19 protein-coding genes are annotated in these 20,147 nt (G+C 56.7%); 3 read left to right on the top strand and 16 right to left on the bottom strand.

Annotated elements, in window-relative coordinates; all coding sequences use genetic code 11:
• Positions 1 to 74: 74 nt before the first annotated feature.
• The 7 genes from ACR0JA_RS16670 to ACR0JA_RS16640 form a co-directional block, all read right to left on the bottom strand.
• Entirely contained in the window at positions 75 to 539 is a 465-nt protein-coding gene (locus tag ACR0JA_RS16670; RefSeq protein WP_480577299.1) for a hypothetical protein, read from the bottom strand.
• A gap of 348 nt (positions 540 to 887) precedes the next feature.
• On the bottom strand, positions 888 to 1,418 hold the full coding sequence (locus ACR0JA_RS16665) for a hypothetical protein (RefSeq protein ID WP_480577296.1): 531 nt from the start codon (positions 1,416 to 1,418) through the stop codon (positions 888 to 890).
• Positions 1,403 to 1,870, bottom strand: coding sequence for a type VI secretion system amidase effector protein Tae4 (locus ACR0JA_RS16660; protein ID WP_480577293.1), 468 nt, complete (start codon positions 1,868 to 1,870; stop codon positions 1,403 to 1,405). The genes ACR0JA_RS16665 and ACR0JA_RS16660 overlap by 16 nt, the downstream gene beginning before the upstream one ends.
• A gap of 780 nt (positions 1,871 to 2,650) precedes the next feature.
• Positions 2,651 to 4,060 (bottom strand): class I SAM-dependent methyltransferase, encoded by a 1,410-nt coding sequence (locus ACR0JA_RS16655; protein ID WP_480577290.1) that lies wholly within the window; start codon positions 4,058 to 4,060, stop codon positions 2,651 to 2,653.
• 265 nt (positions 4,061 to 4,325) lie between these two features.
• Positions 4,326 to 4,526 carry a hypothetical protein gene (locus ACR0JA_RS16650; protein WP_480577287.1) on the bottom strand — a complete coding sequence of 67 codons (201 nt, stop codon included), beginning with the start codon at positions 4,524 to 4,526 and terminating at the stop codon, positions 4,326 to 4,328.
• Positions 4,527 to 4,765: 239 nt separating this feature from the next.
• On the bottom strand, positions 4,766 to 5,302 hold the full coding sequence (locus tag ACR0JA_RS16645; protein ID WP_480577285.1) for an SRPBCC family protein: 537 nt from the start codon (positions 5,300 to 5,302) through the stop codon (positions 4,766 to 4,768).
• A gap of 94 nt (positions 5,303 to 5,396) precedes the next feature.
• On the bottom strand, positions 5,397 to 6,047 hold the full coding sequence (locus tag ACR0JA_RS16640) for a carbonic anhydrase (protein ID WP_480577282.1): 651 nt from the start codon (positions 6,045 to 6,047) through the stop codon (positions 5,397 to 5,399).
• A 143-nt stretch (positions 6,048 to 6,190) separates the two neighbouring features.
• On the opposite strand from ACR0JA_RS16640, the gene ACR0JA_RS16635 reads away from it, so the two are divergent.
• The 3 genes from ACR0JA_RS16635 (at position 6,191) to ACR0JA_RS16625 (ending at position 8,760) form a co-directional block, all read left to right on the top strand.
• Positions 6,191 to 6,580 (top strand): hypothetical protein, encoded by a 390-nt coding sequence (locus ACR0JA_RS16635; protein ID WP_480577433.1) that lies wholly within the window; start codon positions 6,191 to 6,193, stop codon positions 6,578 to 6,580.
• A 63-nt stretch (positions 6,581 to 6,643) separates the two neighbouring features.
• Positions 6,644 to 8,026, top strand: coding sequence for a leucyl aminopeptidase family protein (locus ACR0JA_RS16630; protein ID WP_480577279.1), 1,383 nt, complete (start codon positions 6,644 to 6,646; stop codon positions 8,024 to 8,026).
• Positions 8,023 to 8,760, top strand: coding sequence for a C40 family peptidase (locus ACR0JA_RS16625; RefSeq protein WP_480577276.1), 738 nt, complete (start codon positions 8,023 to 8,025; stop codon positions 8,758 to 8,760). The genes ACR0JA_RS16630 and ACR0JA_RS16625 overlap by 4 nt, the downstream gene beginning before the upstream one ends.
• On the opposite strand, the gene ACR0JA_RS16620 is transcribed toward ACR0JA_RS16625, so the two are convergent.
• The 9 genes from ACR0JA_RS16620 to ACR0JA_RS16580 all read right to left on the bottom strand — a co-directional run bounded on the left by ACR0JA_RS16620 (position 8,757) and on the right by ACR0JA_RS16580 (position 19,403).
• Positions 8,757 to 9,107 carry a DUF2794 domain-containing protein gene (locus ACR0JA_RS16620; protein WP_480577273.1) on the bottom strand — a complete coding sequence of 117 codons (351 nt, stop codon included), beginning with the start codon at positions 9,105 to 9,107 and terminating at the stop codon, positions 8,757 to 8,759. The two genes, ACR0JA_RS16625 and ACR0JA_RS16620, sit on opposite strands and share 4 nt — an antisense overlap.
• A 74-nt stretch (positions 9,108 to 9,181) precedes the next feature.
• Entirely contained in the window at positions 9,182 to 10,846 is a 1,665-nt protein-coding gene (locus tag ACR0JA_RS16615; RefSeq protein WP_480577270.1) for an ABC transporter permease, read from the bottom strand.
• 107 nt (positions 10,847 to 10,953) lie between these two features.
• Positions 10,954 to 12,174 carry a phenylacetate--CoA ligase family protein gene (locus tag ACR0JA_RS16610; RefSeq protein WP_480577268.1) on the bottom strand — a complete coding sequence of 407 codons (1,221 nt, stop codon included), beginning with the start codon at positions 12,172 to 12,174 and terminating at the stop codon, positions 10,954 to 10,956.
• A gap of 19 nt (positions 12,175 to 12,193) precedes the next feature.
• A complete protein-coding gene (locus ACR0JA_RS16605) occupies positions 12,194 to 13,015 on the bottom strand; it encodes an ABC transporter ATP-binding protein (protein ID WP_480577266.1) in 822 nt (273 codons plus the stop codon).
• Between the two features lie 68 nt (positions 13,016 to 13,083).
• Positions 13,084 to 14,376 (bottom strand): ABC transporter substrate-binding protein, encoded by a 1,293-nt coding sequence (locus ACR0JA_RS16600; RefSeq protein WP_480577265.1) that lies wholly within the window; start codon positions 14,374 to 14,376, stop codon positions 13,084 to 13,086.
• A 43-nt stretch (positions 14,377 to 14,419) separates the two neighbouring features.
• A complete protein-coding gene (locus ACR0JA_RS16595) occupies positions 14,420 to 15,496 on the bottom strand; it encodes a branched-chain amino acid ABC transporter permease (RefSeq protein ID WP_480577262.1) in 1,077 nt (358 codons plus the stop codon).
• A gap of 82 nt (positions 15,497 to 15,578) precedes the next feature.
• The gene (locus tag ACR0JA_RS16590; protein ID WP_480577259.1) at positions 15,579 to 16,532 is read right to left on the bottom strand and encodes a branched-chain amino acid ABC transporter permease; all 954 of its coding nucleotides are present in this window, start codon (positions 16,530 to 16,532) and stop codon (positions 15,579 to 15,581) included.
• Between the two features lie 12 nt (positions 16,533 to 16,544).
• Complete coding sequence (locus ACR0JA_RS16585) at positions 16,545 to 17,360, bottom strand: ABC transporter ATP-binding protein (RefSeq protein WP_480577257.1); 816 nt, start codon at positions 17,358 to 17,360, stop codon at positions 16,545 to 16,547.
• Positions 17,361 to 17,438: 78 nt separating this feature from the next.
• Positions 17,439 to 19,403, bottom strand: coding sequence for an AMP-binding protein (locus ACR0JA_RS16580; protein WP_480577430.1), 1,965 nt, complete (start codon positions 19,401 to 19,403; stop codon positions 17,439 to 17,441).
• Positions 19,404 to 20,147 lie beyond the last annotated feature (744 nt).

Genomic DNA, 20,147 nt, shown 5'->3' with positions numbered 1-20,147 from the left:
CCGGGTCAAGCGTCGGAACCGCCTAGTTGTGCCTGACGGGCGTATTTCTGGCTCCGCAGAGAATTGCCGAAAAATCAACCGGCAAGACCTTCTTTCTTGGCATCAGACTCGAGTTCTTTCCAAAATTTCAGCGCGGACTTGAAGGTTGAATCCAGTTCTTTTTCGACGGCCTGTGCTGGTTTCGGTGGAAGCTTCGCTAGCGCTTTCTTGACACGCTGTTTGGCCTTCTGAATTTGACCTACCCTTTGTTTAATCTTTGCCTTCACCTCTTTTTTAGCCTTTTCCACTTTTGGGTCGGACATTGCCTTCTGCACTTCCTCTAACCCTTCTTCAGCGCACATTTCCACAAGCACTTTCTCTACTTCGGCATAAGCTTTTTTCTCGGGCGCCGGTGCTTGTTTTACGGACCACTTCGCTTTTGTAAGGGCTGTTTCGGCACGTTTTTTCGCTTTCTGTGCGCTATGTTTTACGGCAGCAGGTTTCTTTTTTTTGCAGAATGTGGTGACCTTCTTTTGGGTCTGAGGATCAAGTTTAGGCATGGGTTGCTCCTTTGAACGCGCTGTGAAAATTGAGGTGGTCGCTAGAGCCGGAAATTTCTGGATGCCGCTCAGGCGCCCATATTTCGAGACAAGCTTAAGTCCATTCCGAATTCTGACAAAGGAAACAATTCCCACAGGAAATTCGCGCGCGTTAGAGAGGTCGAGCGAACCAATACATCGGCCTTGCTGTTGGTTTGGCTCGAAAGTCAGGTTCTGACCGTACCGGAAGGGTGCGAAAATTATTCACCCTGGCTTTCCCACATTGCGGAACGGACTTGACCAACTCGGTCCAAAGTAAGCCATCAAACCGCACAGGGCGATGAGGCGCATGTTAGCTGAAGCCGAGGTCTATTGTGGGGCTGCTAGCAACCAGGCCTCCTTTGCGCTGACACCCAATTCTTCGCAAAACAGACCGACGCGCTCACGTTTTGGGGTAAGGCTAATTCCTTTTGCATCAACCAAAACGCCTTGCAGACTTGCGCCACATGTCAATCCTTGGCTTTTTCGCAGCTGATACAATTCTTGGCTATGCCATTCGGTGGGGATCGGATCGCCGATAACCGGAATGACCAGGTCACCATTCCTAAATCGCCAAGCCGCCGCTTTTCTGGCACCGCTGGGCGCGCCGCTTTCGTTTGCGTTTGGCGACAGGTCAGACGTTGGCCGGGCAAATGTGCATGGGGGTTCAAGCTCAAGCTCTAAAGCCTGCTGCTTTGAGCCATCGGTACGATACTTAAAGATGCACTTTGTACCCGCGTCGTTCGACTCTACCGTTGCCAATTCGACCACAAGCTCCTGCGAGAACGCCGGGGTTGCCAAAAAACATGCTGCCAGTGTCAAAGTCAGCGCTTGGGAAAACCGCTTCACGTCATTTTCCAATACCAGATCTGCTCTGAACGCTCGAAGTAATCCCGGCTGCCATGAGCAACACTTTCACCGTTCCAAAGGTCAATGTGATCCCCTTGATTTCCTTCGCCCCAAAAGTTGATGAACGCGACGATACCTCGTTTACCTAGGTAGTCGGCGAACGTCTTTTGCAGTACGCCCGGGCTGGCTCTGGATATCTTAGCTTTGCCAACAAATTTTGCGTGATCCGAATTGAGCCAAAGTTTCATCTCTTCGACGCGCAAAGGGTGTTTTTTGCCGTGGCCATGCCAACAAAACACGCCTTGGTAACGTGAAATCTTTATCCCCGATTTCGTAAGGGCCACCCCCAATCGGATACAACACTGGTTCGTAAAATTCGGAGAACCATCAGTCGTGCAGGGTTCTATCAACGGGGGCGTCTGATTGGCGGGATGGTTTTCCCATAATGTATCAAATTTCGACATTCTGAACCCTCATTGGCTACAGCACCGTCGATCAGGTCTGATCCGGCGCAAAACTACCTAGAATTGAATGACGAGTATGATAGCACAAAAACCCATCGCGTTGGACTGCGCCGTGGCTATATGCATTTGCGCAACTGACGATGATTGCGTCTTCGCCATCTTGCGACAGCCTGCCTTGCAACGCATGACATCCTCGCTGCGGTTTTTGGTTAAGCAATCAACACTCCACCGGAAGACTTATTTGGCTGCCTTGGGCGGCGAAACTTTTCGAGAATAAACATAATCCAGTCCCGAGCGTTGCCCGGAGCAAAAAAGTTCGTTTTGTCGCTAAATTGGCTTTCGGATCAGTAAGTTGTGTACCTTTTTGGAACAGGTATGGAGAAAAGAAAACAACAACTTACATAGCGCGTGATTGTTCCGAACAGTGCAGTTTTTTCTTGTTCTGCCAGCAGTCGTGAGCAATGCCCAGCCGCACTTACGATGGTCCAAGGTCTGCTAACCATAGATGTTCAAAGCGGTTGTTATTCAACCTGCTAACAAACCAAACCACCCGCGCAGGCTTTACCACAATGAAATCGAAGTGGCACGTGTTTGCGTTTGAGGCATCCCCAAAAAGCCAGCTTCATTTCTTTCCGGCGGCGTGTGACGGGTAGAGATTTTGATCCGCTTGCCGTCCCCAAATCTGCGCTCACTATTCGACCTTGGAAAGGAATGCATGGAGTTGGCACTTCAAACATCTGAAAAAGTTTGCATCTGGTCCCAGAAACCCCGCTGTCGTCTTTATTCCTTGAACCGAGGCAGTATCCTTATGATTGCCGCATCCAGCGCTTCCCTTACCTTTACAACAAGCCAGCCAAGTGGGCTGACCGTGTTTTCGACGATGCGCCGTTCGGGCGTCTTGAAAAGCTGTTTTACGACATGAACAACGTACCGCGCCCAAAGCGAAACCATCAAACCGAGCCATCGCGGATTGCGCGAGCCGTATCTCCAAAGCAATCGCGACAGGTGCAGCCCGTTGCGTGGAGCATTGTCCAAGCTGAACAGTTCGAGGTCAAAGCACATGACTTCACCGCTCGACGCATCAAAAAATAGGTTGCTTGGGTGCATGTCTATTAACTCGGCCAATGTTCGCGACGCTGAGGGCCCGAAATGCACGGTGATGTTTTTCTTGGCAGCGTAGGTGTACATTGACTTTAGCTGATCGGACATCGCTGCTTTGTCTGTGATCTGGTGTCGCTCAAACCGATCCAGATGAGCCGCGTCGATAAAGGGAAAAACCAGCGCTTGCTCGTCGTGAAGGCCAATTGGCGTAACAAACCGAGGGTCATCAACCTGACGGCCGATCTCGGCCTCGGCGCATGTTTTCTCCGGTGCCAAATGCTGTTTCAGAAAAACGCGCGCGCCTTCTTGAGTTGTGCCAGTCCTGAACGACACCCCTTCGTGCACGTATGTTGCGTCGGTTGTCACTGGTTCGCTCTCGCTGACCAGACGTTGTTTCTTTGATCCGACGGTGCGCTGAAAGCTTTCATCGATGGTGATTGCATCGGTCACGGGTTCTGCGTGACGGCGTTCGTCGCTTTCCTTCAAATTGAACTTTAGAAGCCATCGGTTGATCCCGTGAATCCGATTTCTTCCAATCAGTTCAACCGAGTCCAGGCGTTCGCCAACCGAACGACACATATCCGACAGGTAGGCTTCGTCGGATGTGTAGTATTTTCTAAGCTCGCGCTGCCAGTACCATCGCGATCCTTCCCCCAACTGGCCGGTTTCAAAGATGACCTCTCGTCTGGCGTGCTCGACAACCCTGAGCCAGAAACGCATGGCTTCGGAATAGCCGAATTTACCGAGCAAATGATGGTGAACGGCACAGTATAATACTGTGTCGTAGGTTTGTTCGAATTCAAAGTCCAAGGCGTTTCCAGCAAACAACCTGAACCTTGCATCGTCCTTCAATCCGGGATCGACGATGCTTTCGTCATATTCGATCGCGTCCGCTGCCTGTGTAAGCCCCTGGTCCAACAGGGCTTTGGAAAAATAACCTTGGTTGCAGCCGATATCGAGGCTCCGCTCACCTTTGCTGCAGTTTTTGATTATCAGCTCGCGTCGTGTCTGGTTCCGAGCCTGGTGGCGGCGATGATACGTCTTGTCTCCTAACGGATTTGCTATGTTCAACGAAAACAGCTTGTCCATGAGATACTTTCAAAACTGAAGGGTTATTTGGAAGGCCTGAAGTTAGCAGAAAACACAGATGGCTTTCCAAAAATAGACTACTGTGAAGTCGCCCGCGCAAAGCTGTCGCCGTACGGACACAGAAGTTTTCTTGGTGAAAGCCGTTGTAAGTCAGTAACCCAATAGCCGCTATGCAGTGTTTTGGTGTTTGGGCCGCCCAAAAGGCACATTGCCGTCCAACTCAACGTTCCATAGACCCCCCAGCGCCTATTTGAAGGTATACGAATTAGCTGCACAGTGACTTGAGCAGTTCCCACAGGAACGGCAAACTCGGCAAATCCAGGGTATGGTGGACGAGTTTCAACAGGATCACTCCCAGAAGCAGCGCCGAGAAGTAGACCCCGGTCAGCGCCGCGATCACCCTGGGTTCGCTGGCCCGAAAACACCTTTCAAGCTTTGGTCCAACGATGATGTAGTCCGATAGCATATTGCCCGCTCGCTGTTGTTTTCGGCGTTGCTGCACTTTCAGAGGGTGATTTTGCAAAACTGTGGCTCGGCTGTGGCGCTATTGGGGCGTTTTGACCCTAGCGATGAGCTGGGCCAACCCAATTGCCAAATCTTCGGATGGCAGTTAGCAGCGAAAAACCGCGCGCATCCGGTTGGTGTCAGCGACGACTTGCCGTTTCGGATTCGTACAGCCCTGACCCGAAACCTCGGGTGCCTGACTTACTGCTGTTGTTCGACCAGGGTTTTCAGGTTCTCCAGACCACGCTCGTAGTCACCGCCAACCCAGCTGTCCATCATCAAACCCATCCAGCGCGACATGGGGTTCATGCCCAAATCGGACTCAAAGCCCCACGTTACTTGCGTCTGCGACCCTTCGGACTGCAACGCGAACGACGCTGTGGCCGTACCCATCGAGCCAAAATCCAGCGCTGTTTTGACGGTTTGATCGTCGACACTCTCGATGATCTCCTGCGAACCGGTTCCGACCTGGGGATGCTCGGAACTCCAGTTCAGTGTGTTGCCTACCCCGGATTCCGGCCCGGAATAGGACAGTTTGGTTTCGGGATCACGAGACAGCCAGGGCGACCATTTCTCGGTCTCCTGCATGGAATTAACGTAAGGAAAAATCGCCGACGCGGGCGCATCGATCGTGATGCTGCGCGATACCTCGGCTTTGCCGGGCAACAGATACGAGATGCCCGCCAAAACCAGAACAAGTACAATCAGGAAAAGAAAAACGCGTTTGAAAAATTTCATGAGCCTGGCTCCGAATCCAAAATCTATGCGGCCATCATAGCAAAAAACGACGCGGAATCAGAGACCTGCTCCGCGCCTGGTTTCTTGGTCACGTCTAGACAACGTTGAATTTTTTTTCCGCCGGATCGTAATACTGCAATCCACCTTCGCCGATATCCGTCCATAGCCCGTGCAGGCTGAGCGTCCCCTCTTCAACGGCTGAGGCTACAAATGGAAAGGTCATCAGGTTTTCCAGCGACGCGACCACCGCCTGACGTTCGAACTGTCGCGCCTGCTCGGTGCTGTCTTCGATATCCGACACGAGGTCGTATTTCGGCTTGAGGATATCCATCCAGCGTCCGACAAAGCTGTCTTTGGCTTCCAGCTGGGGCGCATTGCCCTTGCACATGTCGATGCAGCCCTGAACCCCACCGCATTGCGAATGGCCAAGCACCATCACATGTGCCACTTTCAGCGCGGTCACCGCGTATTCGATCGCCGCGCTGGTGCCGTGATGATCCCCATCCGGCAGATACGGCGGAACCAGATTGGCGATATTCCGGTGGATAAAGAAATCCCCCTGATCGGCACCGAACATCGACGTCACATGAACCCGGCTGTCGCAACAGGAAATCACCATGGCACGTGGGCGCTGACCTTCGGTCGCCAGCCTTCGATACCAGACCTGGTTTTCCTCGTATGTGGTGGCTTTCCAGCCGTGATAGCGTTTGACGAGATATGCTGGCAGAGGTTTCGCGCGTTCCATTCTGGGTGTCCCTGTCTTTTGTCCTGAGCGCTGCTCTAGCCTGAATTCTCGCAAAATTCGAGACATTATCAAGCTTTGCAGCAAGGAAATGAAAAGGGTTGCGCGCGAATGTCGTGAAACGCCGTGGGGGCGTGCAATTTGGGGTGAATGTGGTGGATAAGATAATCACACTTGAACAGAAGGAATCCGTGCGGCTGGACCCGGACCGCTTGAACGGACTGTACCGGCAATTGGGCGACGCGAACGCGATGGATGTGCTCTGTCGCACAATCGAGGAGCTTGCCGTGCGCCTTTCGAACTGCGAACGGTTCTGGCGGCAGCGCGACTGGACCGGCCTGCGAAAATGCGCCAGATCGCTGGTGGCCATATCGGATCAGATCGGAATGACAGCGCTGGCCCGCGTGGCCGCCGACGTGGCGCAGACGATTGATGCCGGTGATGCGGTGGCCACGGGCGCGACGCTGAACAGATTGATCCGCGTCGGCGAACGGTCGCTGACGGCCGTGTGGGACCAGCAGGATCTGATCGTCTGACAGGGGTTGCGGGTCGGGCGCATGCGGATAAGGTTGGCGCAGGTTAAACAGGTTGAAACGCCCATGACTGTATCCTTTGCGCCGCCCGGTGATCGATCCGTTGCGCTTCACGTCATCGCACAATCCGATCTGAAGGATTGGCTGGCAGAGCAACCCGACGATGTTGGCTCATGGGTTAATGCAAACGGGTTTACGGGTGCTCTGGGCCAGACTTTGCTGCTGCCGGGGCCTGACGGAACGCCGGACCGCGCACTTGCCGGTTATGGCACCGCGGACAAACGCGCGCGCAAGCGGTTTCCGCTGGCCGCCGCTGCCGAGCGGTTGCCCGAAGGCACCTATCGTATCGCCTCGGGCCTGCCCGACACCGAATTTGAGGTCGAGTGTTTCGGCTGGTTGATGACCGGCTATGCCTTTGACCGCTATGTGGCCCAATCGCCGGGCAAGGCCGCGCTGATCGCGCCTGATGGCATTGATGCTGCCCGGATCGAAGCCATGGCAAACGCCGAAGCGCTGACGCGCGATTTGGTCAATACGCCCGCCGCCGATATGGGGCCGGACCAGTTACAGAAGGTGGTCGAGGATCTGGCAGAGGGCTTTGGTGCAACTTGCACGGTCACGCTGGGCGACGCATTGTTGCAAGACAATTTTCCCATGATCCATGCCGTCGGGCGCGCCGCGCAGCAGGCCCCGCGCCTGATCGAGATGAATTGGGGTGACGCCGGGCCCAAACTCACTTTGGTTGGCAAAGGGGTGTGTTTCGATACCGGCGGGCTGGACCTGAAACCGGCCGCTGCCATGGGTTTGATGAAAAAGGACATGGGCGGTGCTGCCAATGTGCTGGGACTGGCGCGCATGATCATGGCGCTGAACCTGCCGGTGCAGCTAAGGGTGCTGATCCCAGCGGTAGAAAACGCCGTGGCGGGCAACGCTTTTCGGCCCGGTGATATCCTGACCGCGCGCAATGGGCTGACGGTCGAAATCAACAACACCGATGCCGAAGGGCGTCTGGTTCTGGCAGATGCGCTGGCGCTGGCAGAAGAAGGACAGCCCGATCTGTTGATCTCGATGGCGACGCTGACCGGCGCGGCGCGGGTGGCTGTCGGTGCGGACCTGGCGCCGTTTTATTCCAGCGACGACCAGATCGCGCAGATCGTCCACCGTGCCGGGGATCAAGCAGCAGACCCTGTCTGGCGGCTGCCGTTTCACACCCCTTACGAGGCGCTGATCGAGCCAGGGATCGCCGACCTCGACAACGCGCCGGCAGGCGGGTTTGCCGGATCAATCACCGCAGCCCTATTCCTGCGGCGCTTTGTCGGCGACTGCCGGTATCTGCATTTCGACATCTATTCCTGGCAACGCAGCAAGGAACCCGGGCGCAGCAAGGGCGGGCTTGGGCAAGGTCCTCGCGCGCTGCTGACCGCCCTGCCGGAGATTCTGAACCTATGACCCAGCAACGCGTTGTTCGACCTGTCGTAGACATCATGCGCAAGCCAGACGGCCCGCGCGTCCGCCAGCTTCTCTATGGCGATACGGTTGCCGTGACCGAGGAAGACGACGGTTGGGCCAGGATCATCTCGGACAAGGATGGCTATGTCGGTTGGGTTGCCTCTGATCAGCTTGGAGGGCTGTCGCCGCAAACCCATTGGATTCTGGCCCCCGCGACACACGCCTATGAACGGCCCGACATGAAAAGCGCCGACCTTGCCTCGCTTAGCCTTGGCAGCAAGATCCGGGCCGTAGCGGAAGAGGACGGGTTTCTGGAAACCGAGCTTGGTTATATTCCGCGCGTTCACGCCGTGCCTGCCTATACCCGCCTGAACGACCCGGTTGCCGTGGCCGAGCAATTCCTTGGAACACCCTATCTTTGGGGCGGCAATAGCAGATTTGGGCTGGACTGTTCGGGGCTGGTGCAGGCCGGGCTTCTGGCCTGCGGTCACGACTGTCCCGGCGACAGCATTGATCAGGAGCGTGAACTTGGCGCGCCCCTGCCTGAAGGCGCATCACCCGAACGAGGCGATCTGCTGTTTTGGAAAGGCCACATTGCCTGGGTCGCGGGCGACAACCTGCTACTGCATGCCAATGCCTATCACATGGCTGTTGCATTTGAGCCGATGGACCAGGCCATCGCCCGGATCGAACAACAGGGGGATGGGCCGGTCACGGCGCGAAAGCGGCTCTAATCCGGATCAACCGCCCGGATCAGCTTGCGTTCCAGCACCCGCAATACCGCGCGCAGGTCATGTCCGCGCTTTAGTATGCGCCCGTCCATGCCGATGACAGAGTACATGCCTTGCCGCAACCGCAGGCGCGGGTGCTTTTCCACGCGATAGATCGGGTGTTCGGCCGTACGTCGAAAAATCGAAAAAACCGCCATGTCCCGCAGGTTAGATATACCGTAATCACGCCATTCTCCGGCGGCGACCATCCGGCCATAAACGGACAGGATCTGGGACATCTCGCGCCGGTCGAACGCGACGGGCATCTGGGCCTGGCTTGCGGAAAACCGGCTAGGAGGCTGCATGTTCATACCCCAAGCCTTGCCGGAAATCGAAATGGAATCAAGCCCGCAACAACCGGATGACGGATTTTGAACGGTCCCTGTTACCGTCGGCCCACCTGTCGGCAGATCAGAATGACCGGCAACAGACCTACCGCCAAAATGACCAGGGACGGCACCGCCGCGCCTTCAAGCCGTTCGTCCGAAGCCAGCCGATACGCCTGAACCGCCAGCGTATCAAAATTGAACGGGCGCATGATCAGAGTCGCGGGCAGTTCTTTCATCACATCCACGAAAACGATCAGCAACGCGGTCAGCAGCGATGGCGTCAAGATCGGCAGGTGGATCCGGCGCAACGTCCCTATAGGACTCTGACCCAGCGATCTGGCTGCAGCGTCCATGTTGGAATGAACGGTGCTCTGCCCGCCTTCATAAGCGCTGAGCGCTGCCGCCAGAAATCGCACCATATAGGCTGCCACCAGCAACCAGATCGACCCGGTGACCAGCAAACCCGTCGACACATCAAAGGTCTGACGCATCCACGCATCCAGCGCATTGTCAAAACCCGCGAAAGGCACGATCAGGCCAACGGCGATAACCCCTCCGGGCACCGCATATCCCAGCCGCGCCAGATAGGCGGCGGCGTTTGCACCGGGTCCAGGCCGCAGACGTTGGAAAAAACCTACGCTTATCGCAGCGCAGACCGTGATCACCGCAGCCGTGCCCGCCAGAATCAACGAGTTCTGGACAAATCCGACATAGCGCCGCGAAAACAGGTTCTGTTCGGATTCCATACCCATCTGCACAAGGATGATTACCGGCAGCAAAAAACCTAGAACAACGGGAACTGCACACAATGTGATCGCCGTTGCCGATTGCCAACCGCGCAACCGGGATGCAGTCATCCCCACGTGACGCTTTCCCGCCTGATAGTATTTTGCCTTGCCCCGCTGGGTACGTTCAGCCACGGCCATGATCAGTGCGAAACCCAGCAGACACAGCGCAAGCTGGGCCGCTGCGGCCCGGTCGGCCATCGAGAACCAACTGGTGTAGATGCCGGTGGCAAAGGTCTGCACGCCAAAATAGGCGACGGTTCCGAAATCGGCGATGGTCTCCATCACCGCCAGCAGCACGCCCCCGGCAATCGCAGGTCGCGCCATCGGCAGCGACACCCGCCAAAAGGCTGCCCAAGGGCTGTGCCCCAACGCGCGCGCGGCCAAAAAGGCGGTGGCACTTTGCTGCAGAAACGCCGCCCGCGCCAGCAAGTAGACGTAAGGATAAAGCACCAGGATCAGCATAACCGCCGCACCCTCGGTTGAGCGGATTTCCGGGAACCAATAATCGCGCGGCCCCCAGCCCATCACCTGCCGTAAGGTGGTCTGCACGATGCCGGGGTGATCCAAAATGAACGTATAGGCATAAGCCAGAACATAGGCTGGAAAGGCCAAAGGCAGGACCAATGCAATCTCGAACAGCTTTACCCCGGGAAAACGGGTCATGGTCACCAGCCATGCCGCCCCGACGCCAATCGAAAACGTGCCGATCGACACCAGCGCCACCAGGATTATGGTGGTTACGGTGTATTCGGGCAGAACCGTTGCCAGCAGGTGCGAGATCGTATCCGTTCCACCGGTCACCGCCGCCAGAACCACGGCCACCATCGGCAACAGACAGGCGGCTGCCACCGCATAGGCGATGCCACCCACCAGCCGGGTGCCCAGCGCGCCGCGATTGCGTGTTCCGTGTTCCGCGTATTCGATTTCGGCCATTGACCCGGCTTTTGACAGATACTCTGTAAAGGTCCGTCATTAATCGACCAAAATGCTCGGAAACGCCAGTGGGCAGACAAACAAATCCGACAACCTGATGCCGCAGGTCATTCGTAGACGCGCTGATCCTCGATTACCAATCCGTCTTTTGGCAAAGACCCGGGGGCGACCACTTCGATCGCGCCTTTCAGTTTCAGCACCTCGACCACGGATTTGGCATAGGCGGTTTCGTCCCCGCCCGGGCTTTCGATTTGTACCGTCATGGTGTCCATCTCGCCCTGTCGCGCGGCGATGACCCGCGCTTTGACGATTTCCGAGTGTTTGTCGACCAGAACCGCCACCTGCTCGGGGCGCACGAACATACCCTTGATCTTGGTGGTCTGATCGGCGCGTCCCATCCAGCCCTTTATCCGCATATTGGTGCGCCCGCAGGGGGATTGGCCCGGCATCACCGCCGACAGATCCCCGGTTGCAAAACGGATCAGCGGATAGTCGGGACTCAGCGACGTGACCACGACCTCGCCCACATCCCCTTCGGCCACGGGCGATCCGGTGCCGGGGGTTACAATCTCGACGATCACGTGTTCGTCGATGATCATCCCCTCCATCGCGGGGCTTTCATAAGCGATGTTGCCCAGATCAGCGGTGGCATAGCATTGCAGGCAGGCGATGCCCCGATCCGCATATTCCTGTCGCAAGGACGGGAACAAAGCACCGCCGCCTACCACGGCCTTCGAGAAATCCAGGTCCACGCCCATCTCGTCGGCTTTGTCCAGAATGATCTTCAGATAATCCGGCGTGCCCGCATAGGCGGTACAGCCCACATCGCGAGCGGCGGTCACCTGCAATTCTGTTTGCCCGGTTCCCGCGGGCAGAACGGCAGCCCCGACAGCACGCGCGCCGTTCTCAAAGATCATACCCGCGGGCGTCAGGTGATAGCCAAAGCAGTTCTGCACGATGTCACCCGGTCCGACCCCGGCCGCATGGACAAAGCGCCCCATCCGCCACCAGTCGCGATCTGTGCTGCCGGGTTCATAGATCGGCCCCGGCGATTGAAACACGTGATGGAAATGCCGAGCCGGTTTTACGGTGAACCCGCCAAAGGGCGGACGCTCGGCCTGGGCGCGGATCAGGTCCGATTTGCGCAGTACCGGCAAATTCACCAGATCCTCGACCGATTTCACGGCACTGGTATCCGCGCCAGCAAGATGGGCGGCAAAACCCGGCGCGGCTTTGGCCTGCTCGATCTGAACACGCAGGGCTTCGGCCTGATCGGCAGCGCGTTCGTCCGCTGATCGGATCTCGAGCGTATCGTAATGTTTTGACATCGTCAGATCCTCCATCCCGTTACAGCCACCGCTTACGGCGGCGATACGAACGCACGTCGCGGAAACTCTTGCGCCCCTCGTCCGACATGCCGAGGTAGAATTCTTTTACATCAGGGTTTTCGCGAAGCTCGGTGGCGGGCCCATCCATCACCACGCGACCGGATTCCAGAATATAGCCATAATGCGCGAATCTCAGGGCCACGTTAGTGTTCTGCTCGGCCAGCAGAAACGACACGCCCTCTTTCTCGTTGAGGTCCTTCACGATGCCAAAAATCTCTTCGACCAGCTGCGGCGCCAGCCCCATTGACGGTTCGTCTAACAAAATCGTCTCGGGCCGCGACATCAGCGCCCGGCCCATGGCCACCATCTGCTGCTCTCCGCCCGAGGTGTAACCCGCTTGCGATTTGCGGCGTTCCTTGAGGCGGGGGAAATAGGAATACACAAGCTCAAGATCCTGCTGAATCGCAGCCGATCCGTCCTTGCGGGTATAGGCGCCTGTCAGCAGGTTTTCCTCGACCGTCAGGTGTTCGAAACAATGGCGGCCTTCCATCACCTGGATGACGCCCTTTTCCACCAGAGCGGCCGGATCGCTGGCGTGGATGCTTTGGCCGCGATATTCGATCGTGCCCTTTGTGACCTCACCGCGTTCCGAATGCAGCAGGTTTGAAACGGCTTTGAGCGTTGTCGTCTTGCCCGCACCATTGCCCCCCAGCAACGCCGTGATGCCACCCTTGGGCACAGTGAGGCTGACGCCCTTCAGAACGAGAATGACGTGGTTGTAGATCACCTCGATGTTGTTGACCTCAAGCAGGGTTTCTTGCGTCTTGCCGGCGTCCAGCATCAATCCGTCTTTCTTTTTTCAGAAATCGATCTCCCGGCGGACGATCCGCCGGGAGAGTAAAATGTTGATTACGAGCAATCCTCGTTCGTCGGCCAAGGTGCGTTCTCCTCGGCATAGGCCGCTGCCTTTTCGGTCTCGAGCGGCTGGATCGACGCGCGATCAGGGCTGAGGTGGTCAGAGGCCTGGACAAACTGATTGCCATCCCATTCCAGAATCCATCCGCCCGAATGACCGGTATGGTCTGAACACGACGTGCTGAATGGGGCGACCATTCCGGTCATGCCCAGCTCTTCCAGCCGCGCCTCGCTGATGTCGAGATTTTCAAGACCCCAGCGGAGTTGTTCCGCGTTGATATCGGCTTCTCCGAAATGGTCCTGCGCTGCCTTAATCCCTTCGGCCAGTATCATCGAGATGACGAGGCCGCGGTTATAGAAGACGCCCTGCATCTCTTCTTCGTTCGACTTGGTTTTGCCGGTGTCGACAACGTGCTTCTTGATATCCGCAAGCAGAGGTGCGTCCAGAACCGGGCGCGAATAGCTGATGGACTTATAGCCCTTGCCCTGATCGCCAACCAGTTTCAGGTCAGCATCATGTCCCGACCACCAGACACCAACGAACTGGTCCATCGGATACTTCGTTTTGACCGCTTCGGTGATGGCGCCCGCATTCATCGCGCCCCAGCCCCACATGATGACATAGTCGGGGCGTTCTCGGCGAATCTGCAACCATTGCGCCGACTGGTTCTGCATTTCTTTCAGACCAACAGGAATTGGCAGAAACTCGAACCCATGCTCGGCAGCTTGCGCTTCGTAGTAAGGGATCGGTTCTTTCCCGTAGGGGTGATCGAGGTGCAGAAATGCGACTTTCTTACCGTTGAGGTTACTCAGATCGCCGTCCGACACATATTGCAGGATCATCGAAGCCGCATCCCAATACGATCCGGGCGCATTGAAAGCCCACTGGAACACCTTGCCGTCGGCCATCGGCGAAAAGCCATATCCCGGGGCAAGGATCGGTATCTTGTCCACGTTGGTCTTTGGCAGAACCTGAAGGGTGATCCCTGTCGACCATGGTTGAGTTACAACCGCAGATCCTTTGGTTTTTTCATAGCATTCGACGCCCTTTTCGGTCGAATACCCGGTTTCGCATTCCTCGAAATTGATCGGAACGCCTCCGATACCGCCATCACGTTCGTTCAACATGATGAAGTAATCCCGCTGGCCATTCATCAACGGGATACCCGTTGCTGCAAAAGGTCCGGTTCTATAGCTGAGGTTCGGCGCATAGATCTCTGCCGCCGAAGACCCCGCAGTCAGCGCCGCGACAAGCGACGCGGCAGCAAGGTTGACAAAGTGTTTCATTATTCTCCTCCCATTGATTATTCAGATTTATTGTCGTCTTCGCTCAGTGCGGGAATGGCCAGGTGACAAGCTTTTCCCGTATCAATCCCCATAGCCGTGCCAGTCCGTGCGGCTCGATGATCAGGAAGAATATGATCAGAGAACCGACGATCATGATATTGAGATGCTCGACCGTGGCGGAACTGATGTGAATGCCCAATGCCGATGGCACGGTATTGAGGACAACCGGCAAGCCGACGATCAGGATTGCGCCCAGATAATTGCCGAGGATCGATCCCAACCCGCCGATGATCGCGATAAACAGGATGCGAAAACTCAGCGGGATATCGAACAGGTTCGGTTCCGCGGCACCGCGCCACATGAACACGAACAGCGCGCCTGCGACGCCCACGATGTATGATGACACCGCAAAGGCCGTCAGTTTCGACTTCATCAGGTTGATACCGATCAGCTCGGCAGCAAAATCCATGTCGCGGGTTGCTTTCCAGGTCCGGCCCAGTTTGCCTCGGGTCAGATTGATCGCGATGATGGTGATCAAGGTCACGATGCCAAGCACGACATAATACTGCACCACCGACGAGGCCTGCGGCCCGGCCACAAAAACGCCGAAGACATCCAGGTTTGGCACCTGAATCGCGCCGGAAGCGTTGTAGTTGTAGAGCCAACCCCACTTTTCAAACAACCACACCAGAAAGAACTGAGCCGCCAGCGTTGCGATTGCCAGATAAAACCCTTTGATACGCAGACTGGGAATTCCAAAGGCGACGCCGATACCGGCACTGAACACACCAGACAGCATGATGGTCACAATCGGGTTCATCCACGGCATGAGGGTGATCATCTTGTAGCAGGCATAGGCCCCGACACCCATGAATGCAGCGGTCCCAAGGCTAAGCTGTCCCGCATAACCGGTCAGGATATTCAGTCCCAATGCAGCCAGCGAATAGATCAGGATAGGTATCAGCAGGGTCTGAAGCGAAAACTCATTGGCGGTCAGCGGAAAGATGACCCAGGCACACAGCAGGACGATCCCCAGCAAAAATGCGTCCTGACGGATCGGAAACAGGGATTGATCAGAGCTGTAGGACGTCTTGAATTGCCCTGCGATCTTGTAGAACATCTGTTGGTTTCCTTCGGGTCGGCGGTCAGTATCCGCGGCAGTGATCAGGTCGAGATGGGTTGGCAGCGCGCACCGCGCCGCCTCAGACCCTTTCGATGATTTTTTCTCCGAACAGGCCCTGAGGACGGAAGAGCAGCACAATCAGCGCAAAGACAAAGGCGAACCAGGTCTCGGTATTGCCTCCCATCAGCGGTTGACCCCAATAGATCTCGAATACCTTCTCAAGCAGGCCGATCATCAAGCCACCGATGATTGCGCCGGTAATGCTCTCAAGCCCGCCCAGCATCAACACCGGCAGCGCCTTGTAGGCGATCACCTCCAGCGCAAACGACACCCCAGCACGCGCGCCCCAGGCGATGCCGGTGACCAGGGCAATGATACCGGCGATGAACCAGACCAGAACCCAGATCGTCTGTGGCGAGATCCCTACCGACAACGCGGCCTGAGAATCGTCTCCCAGCGCGCGGATCGCCCGGCCCATGCGGGTCCCGTTCAGGAAGGCGAGCAAACCCACGACCAGCAGGCCGGCCACGACAACCGCCGTTACGTCCTTCTGCTCCAGTATCAGCAGCCCACCAAACGGTTCCAACGTCCATGAGCCGGTTGGAATGCCCAGCTCGCTTGTGATCATGACCTTGTTTTCGCCGCCAAAGATGGTCTCACCCAGCCCGATCAGAAACAGCGTAATTCCGATGGTTGCCATGAACAGGATGATGTCCGGCTGCCCGACCAGCGGTCGCAGCACGATGCGTTCAATGGCCGCCGCTAGGATATACATGACCCCAAGCGTCAAAAGCAGGCAGATCCAGGCCGGCACGCCCATCGCGTGCAAGCCGACAAGGGTCAGCGCCGCAAAGACAACCATGATCCCCTGAGCAAAGTTGAAGATGCGGCTGGACCGGAAGATCAGAACGAAACCAAGCGCAATGAGCGCGTAGAGGATGCCCGAAACCAGACCCTCCCACAGCACCTGCAGCAAAAAGTCAGGGGCCGCGATCATGTCTGCGAACGGAGCGATAAAGATATCGTGGAACATGTTTGTCAGGCCCTAATGCTGAACGCCCAGGTAGGCGTCGATGACTTCTTGGTTGTTGCGCACCTCGTCGGGGGTGCCGTCGCCGATCTTTTGGCCGTAATCCATCACGACCACCCGGTCGCTCAGATCCATCACCACGCCCATGTCATGTTCGATCAGGGCGATGGTGGTGCCGAACTCGTCATTCACGTCTAGGATAAAGCGGCTCATGTCCTCTTTCTCTTCGACATTCATCCCGGCCATCGGTTCATCCAGCAGCAGCAGCTTGGGCTCGGCGGCTAAGGCACGCGCCAGTTCGACCCGTTTCTTCAAGCCGTAAGGCAGGCGTGAAACGGGCGTCTTGCGGATGTGCTGGATCTCAAGGAAGTCGATGATCCTCTCGACCGCCTCGCGGTTCTCGGTCTCTTCCGCCTCGGCCCTGCCCTTCCAGATCGCTTGCTGGAAGATGTTGGTTTTCATGAAATTCAGCCGCCCGGTCATCACGTTGTCCAGCACACTCATACCTTCGAACAGGGCGATGTTCTGGAACGTCCGCGCGATCCCTTGCCGCGCCACCTCAAAGGGCCGCATCTGCGGGCGTTTGGCCCCGTGGAACCAGACCTCGCCCTCTTGCGGCACATAAAAGCCCGAGATCACGTTCAGCATCGAGGACTTGCCCGCCCCGTTCGGCCCGATGATAGCGCGAATCTCACCCTCGCGAATATCGAACGAGATATCCTTGATTGCCACGACGCCGCCAAAACGCAGTGTGATGTTCTTCATCTCCATCACCACACCACCGATCTTGCGACCGTCTTCGGTGACGTATCCTTCGGAATTATCCAGCATCAGTCACTCCCTGACTTACGCAAAAACGGGATGGCGGGCGGGGCGATGACCGCAGGTCGAGCGGCGCTCGGCGACCCCTCATTCCGCTGCCACCTTGTGCTGGGCGACCGGCACAACCGGTGCATCCACGATCTCAAGCGTTGCGGAAATCGAGCCCTTGCGGCCATCCTCATAGGTCACTTCGGTCGTAGTCGAGATATTCGGAGATCCATCATAAAGCGCTGCAATGATGTCGTGAAACTTGTCTTCGACAAACCCGCGCCGCACCTTGCGGGTTCGAGTCATCTCACCATCATCGGCGTCCAGCTCCTTGTGCAGAACCACAAATCGATGCACCTGGCAGCCCGATAGCATTTCATCGGCGGCAACCGACTTGTTGACCTCTTCCACATGGCCTCGAATCGTCTCTAACACACGCGGATGACCGGCCAATTCCTGGTAGGAAGCGTAGGCGACATTGTTGCGTTCAGCCCAGTTTCCGACCGCCGTAAGGTCGATATTGATGAAGGCCACGCAGCGGTCCTTACCGTTACCGAACAACACAACCTCCAGTATATCGGGATAGAACTTCAGCTTGTTCTCGACGTATTTGGGCGCGAACATCGACCCGTCGGCCATCTTGCCCACATCCTTGGCGCGGTCGATGATCCGCAGATGGCCCGAGTTCTCTTCGATGAACCCGGCATCACCAGTGGCCACCCAGCCCTCGGCGTCCTTGGTCGAGGCCGTGGAATCAGGGTTGTTGTAATACTCGACGAATACTCCCGGCGAGCGGTAGTGAATCTCGCCTTTGTCGTCGATCTTCAACTCGACCGCCGGTGCGGGAACGCCGACGGTATCGGCACGCACTTCGCCATCAGGCTGCTGCGTGATGAACACGGTCGCTTCGGTCTGGCCGTAAAGCTGTTTCAGGTTGATCCCAAGCGAGCGGTAAAAGTCGAAAATCTCCGGCCCGATCGCCTCGCCTGCGGTATAGCCCACGCGGAAACGGCCATAGCCCAGCGTGTCCTTGAGCGGCCCATAGACCAGCAGATTGCCCAACGCATATTTCAGCTTGTCGCCAACGCCCACCGGCTTGCCGTCCAACAGCAGGCCGCCGACCTTCTTGGCATGGGCCATGAAGTGGTGGAACATGCGCTGCTTCAGCTTGCCCGCATCCTCCATCCGGATCATCACATTGGTCAGCTGCGTTTCAAAAACACGCGGCGGGGCAAAGAAATAGGTCGGCCCAATCTCGCGCAGGTCGGTCATCATCGTGTCGGCGCTTTCGGGGCAGTTCACGCAAAATCCGCACCAATAGGCCTGGCCGATGGAAAAGATGAAATCACCCACCCAGGCCATCGGCAGGTAGGACAGGATGTCTTCGTTCCGCGTCAGATGATCGAAATCGGCGGAATTCTTGGCGCTTTCAATGACATTGCGGTTCGACAGCACCACGCCCTTGGGCTTTCCCGTGGTGCCCGAAGTATAGAGCATCACACAGGTATCGTCATAGGAGATCGCGGCGATGCGTTTGTCCAACTCGGCGTCGAACCGCGCGTGACCGGCGCTGCCCTCGGCCATAATGTCCTCGAGCGCGTTCATCTGGGAATGGTCGTATTTCCGCATCCCGCGCTTGTCGGTATAGAGGATGTGCTTGACCTGATGCAGGTTCTGCTGAATCTCGATAACCTTGTCGACCTGTTCCTGATCACCGCAGACCACGTATTTCGCGCCGCAATGTTCGAGAACATAGGCCATCTCTTCGGCGACCGAATCCTGATACAGAGGCACCGGAACCGCACCCACCATCTGCGCCGCAACCATCGACCAGTAATGGGCCGGGCGGTTGCGGCCTATGACGGCGATATGGTCGCCCTTCTCAATACCAAGCTCCAGAAACCCCAGCGCGATGGCGCGGATTTCCCGTGCCGCTTCGGCCCAGGTCCAGCATTGCCAGATCCCGAATTCCTTTTCCCGATAGGCCGGGGCATCCCCGAACTGCGTCGCATTGCGGTGTAGCAGCGCCGGAAGAGAGGTCATCCCTTCAGCGCCCGACTGCATCTGAGCCAATCTTCTTCTCCTCCCCATCCGGTCACGTCATTGACCGGAAATGGCGGACCCGGGTCATTGCCCGAACGCCTTGGTCCCGATAAGGGACGCAAGCAGGATCAGCGTCAACTTTTTCCTGATGTTTTCTCAATTCTTACGAATTGTAACAGGCATGGTGGGCCGAGGGCTTTGCCGGTCTTTTTCGGCAGCATCGCACAGATCGCTTGTCCCATTGTAAAACAATGCAAAAGAACGAAAATCTCAGTTTACCCACAAATCATCCACAGAAATTTCTAAGTATATTCAATGTGTTGTCCACAAGAAATTTGCAATTCTATCACATTTTCTGTTGCCCGACTCGGTATGAATTCCTAGCGTGTACTTACCGCAGCAGATGATTTCGATCAGACACTGTGGACGCAAAGGCCCCGGTTGTTTACGGGCATTCAAGGACGGATCACTGATTTAGCTTTGAGTGTAACTGGCAATCGGATGCGGACCGGATCGTGTGGGGGTGAAAGCCTCGTGGCGAATGGGTTCGGGTAGGTCGATAGGCTTCTTACTGCGTGGGCGCGTCAGCGTCGTGGTGGACGAAGCAGATTGGCAGGGTTGAGCGGAGAGCGGCGGGTTCTAGGACACAATGCTCTGGCATCGGAGGGTAACGTCCGAATGCAAGCTGGGCCTGCTGTCGCCCTCTGGGGGGATGATGAGGTTCAACAAGGCGTCAGAAAGTGAGGACGTAAGTTCTAACTCTCT

The organism is Ruegeria sp. AM4, from assembly GCF_056540665.1.
The sequence above is the reverse complement of the archived record's forward strand: the minus strand, read 5'-3'. Positions and strand labels throughout refer to the sequence as shown.

Bases quoted from the DNA above. Each gene is read 5' to 3' on its own strand.
- ACR0JA_RS16590 (WP_480577259.1), bottom strand. From the start codon at position 16,532: ATGTTCCACGATATCTTTATCGCTCCGTTCGCAGACATGATCGCGGCC.
- ACR0JA_RS16625 (WP_480577276.1), top strand. From the start codon at position 8,023: ATGACCCAGCAACGCGTTGTTCGACCTGTCGTAGACATCATGCGCAAG.
- ACR0JA_RS16595 (WP_480577262.1), bottom strand. From the start codon at position 15,496: ATGTTCTACAAGATCGCAGGGCAATTCAAGACGTCCTACAGCTCTGAT.
- ACR0JA_RS16655 (WP_480577290.1), bottom strand. From the start codon at position 4,060: ATGGACAAGCTGTTTTCGTTGAACATAGCAAATCCGTTAGGAGACAAG.
- ACR0JA_RS16605 (WP_480577266.1), bottom strand. From the start codon at position 13,015: ATGCTGGACGCCGGCAAGACGCAAGAAACCCTGCTTGAGGTCAACAAC.
- ACR0JA_RS16600 (WP_480577265.1), bottom strand. From the start codon at position 14,376: ATGAAACACTTTGTCAACCTTGCTGCCGCGTCGCTTGTCGCGGCGCTG.
- ACR0JA_RS16620 (WP_480577273.1), bottom strand. From the start codon at position 9,107: ATGAACATGCAGCCTCCTAGCCGGTTTTCCGCAAGCCAGGCCCAGATG.
- ACR0JA_RS16630 (WP_480577279.1), top strand. From the start codon at position 6,644: ATGACTGTATCCTTTGCGCCGCCCGGTGATCGATCCGTTGCGCTTCAC.
- ACR0JA_RS16610 (WP_480577268.1), bottom strand. From the start codon at position 12,174: ATGTCAAAACATTACGATACGCTCGAGATCCGATCAGCGGACGAACGC.
- ACR0JA_RS16640 (WP_480577282.1), bottom strand. From the start codon at position 6,047: ATGGAACGCGCGAAACCTCTGCCAGCATATCTCGTCAAACGCTATCAC.
- ACR0JA_RS16580 (WP_480577430.1), bottom strand. From the start codon at position 19,403: ATGCAGTCGGGCGCTGAAGGGATGACCTCTCTTCCGGCGCTGCTACAC.
- ACR0JA_RS16660 (WP_480577293.1), bottom strand. From the start codon at position 1,870: ATGTCGAAATTTGATACATTATGGGAAAACCATCCCGCCAATCAGACG.
- ACR0JA_RS16585 (WP_480577257.1), bottom strand. From the start codon at position 17,360: ATGCTGGATAATTCCGAAGGATACGTCACCGAAGACGGTCGCAAGATC.
- ACR0JA_RS16670 (WP_480577299.1), bottom strand. From the start codon at position 539: ATGCCTAAACTTGATCCTCAGACCCAAAAGAAGGTCACCACATTCTGC.
- ACR0JA_RS16615 (WP_480577270.1), bottom strand. From the start codon at position 10,846: ATGGCCGAAATCGAATACGCGGAACACGGAACACGCAATCGCGGCGCG.
- ACR0JA_RS16650 (WP_480577287.1), bottom strand. From the start codon at position 4,526: ATGCTATCGGACTACATCATCGTTGGACCAAAGCTTGAAAGGTGTTTT.
- ACR0JA_RS16645 (WP_480577285.1), bottom strand. From the start codon at position 5,302: ATGAAATTTTTCAAACGCGTTTTTCTTTTCCTGATTGTACTTGTTCTG.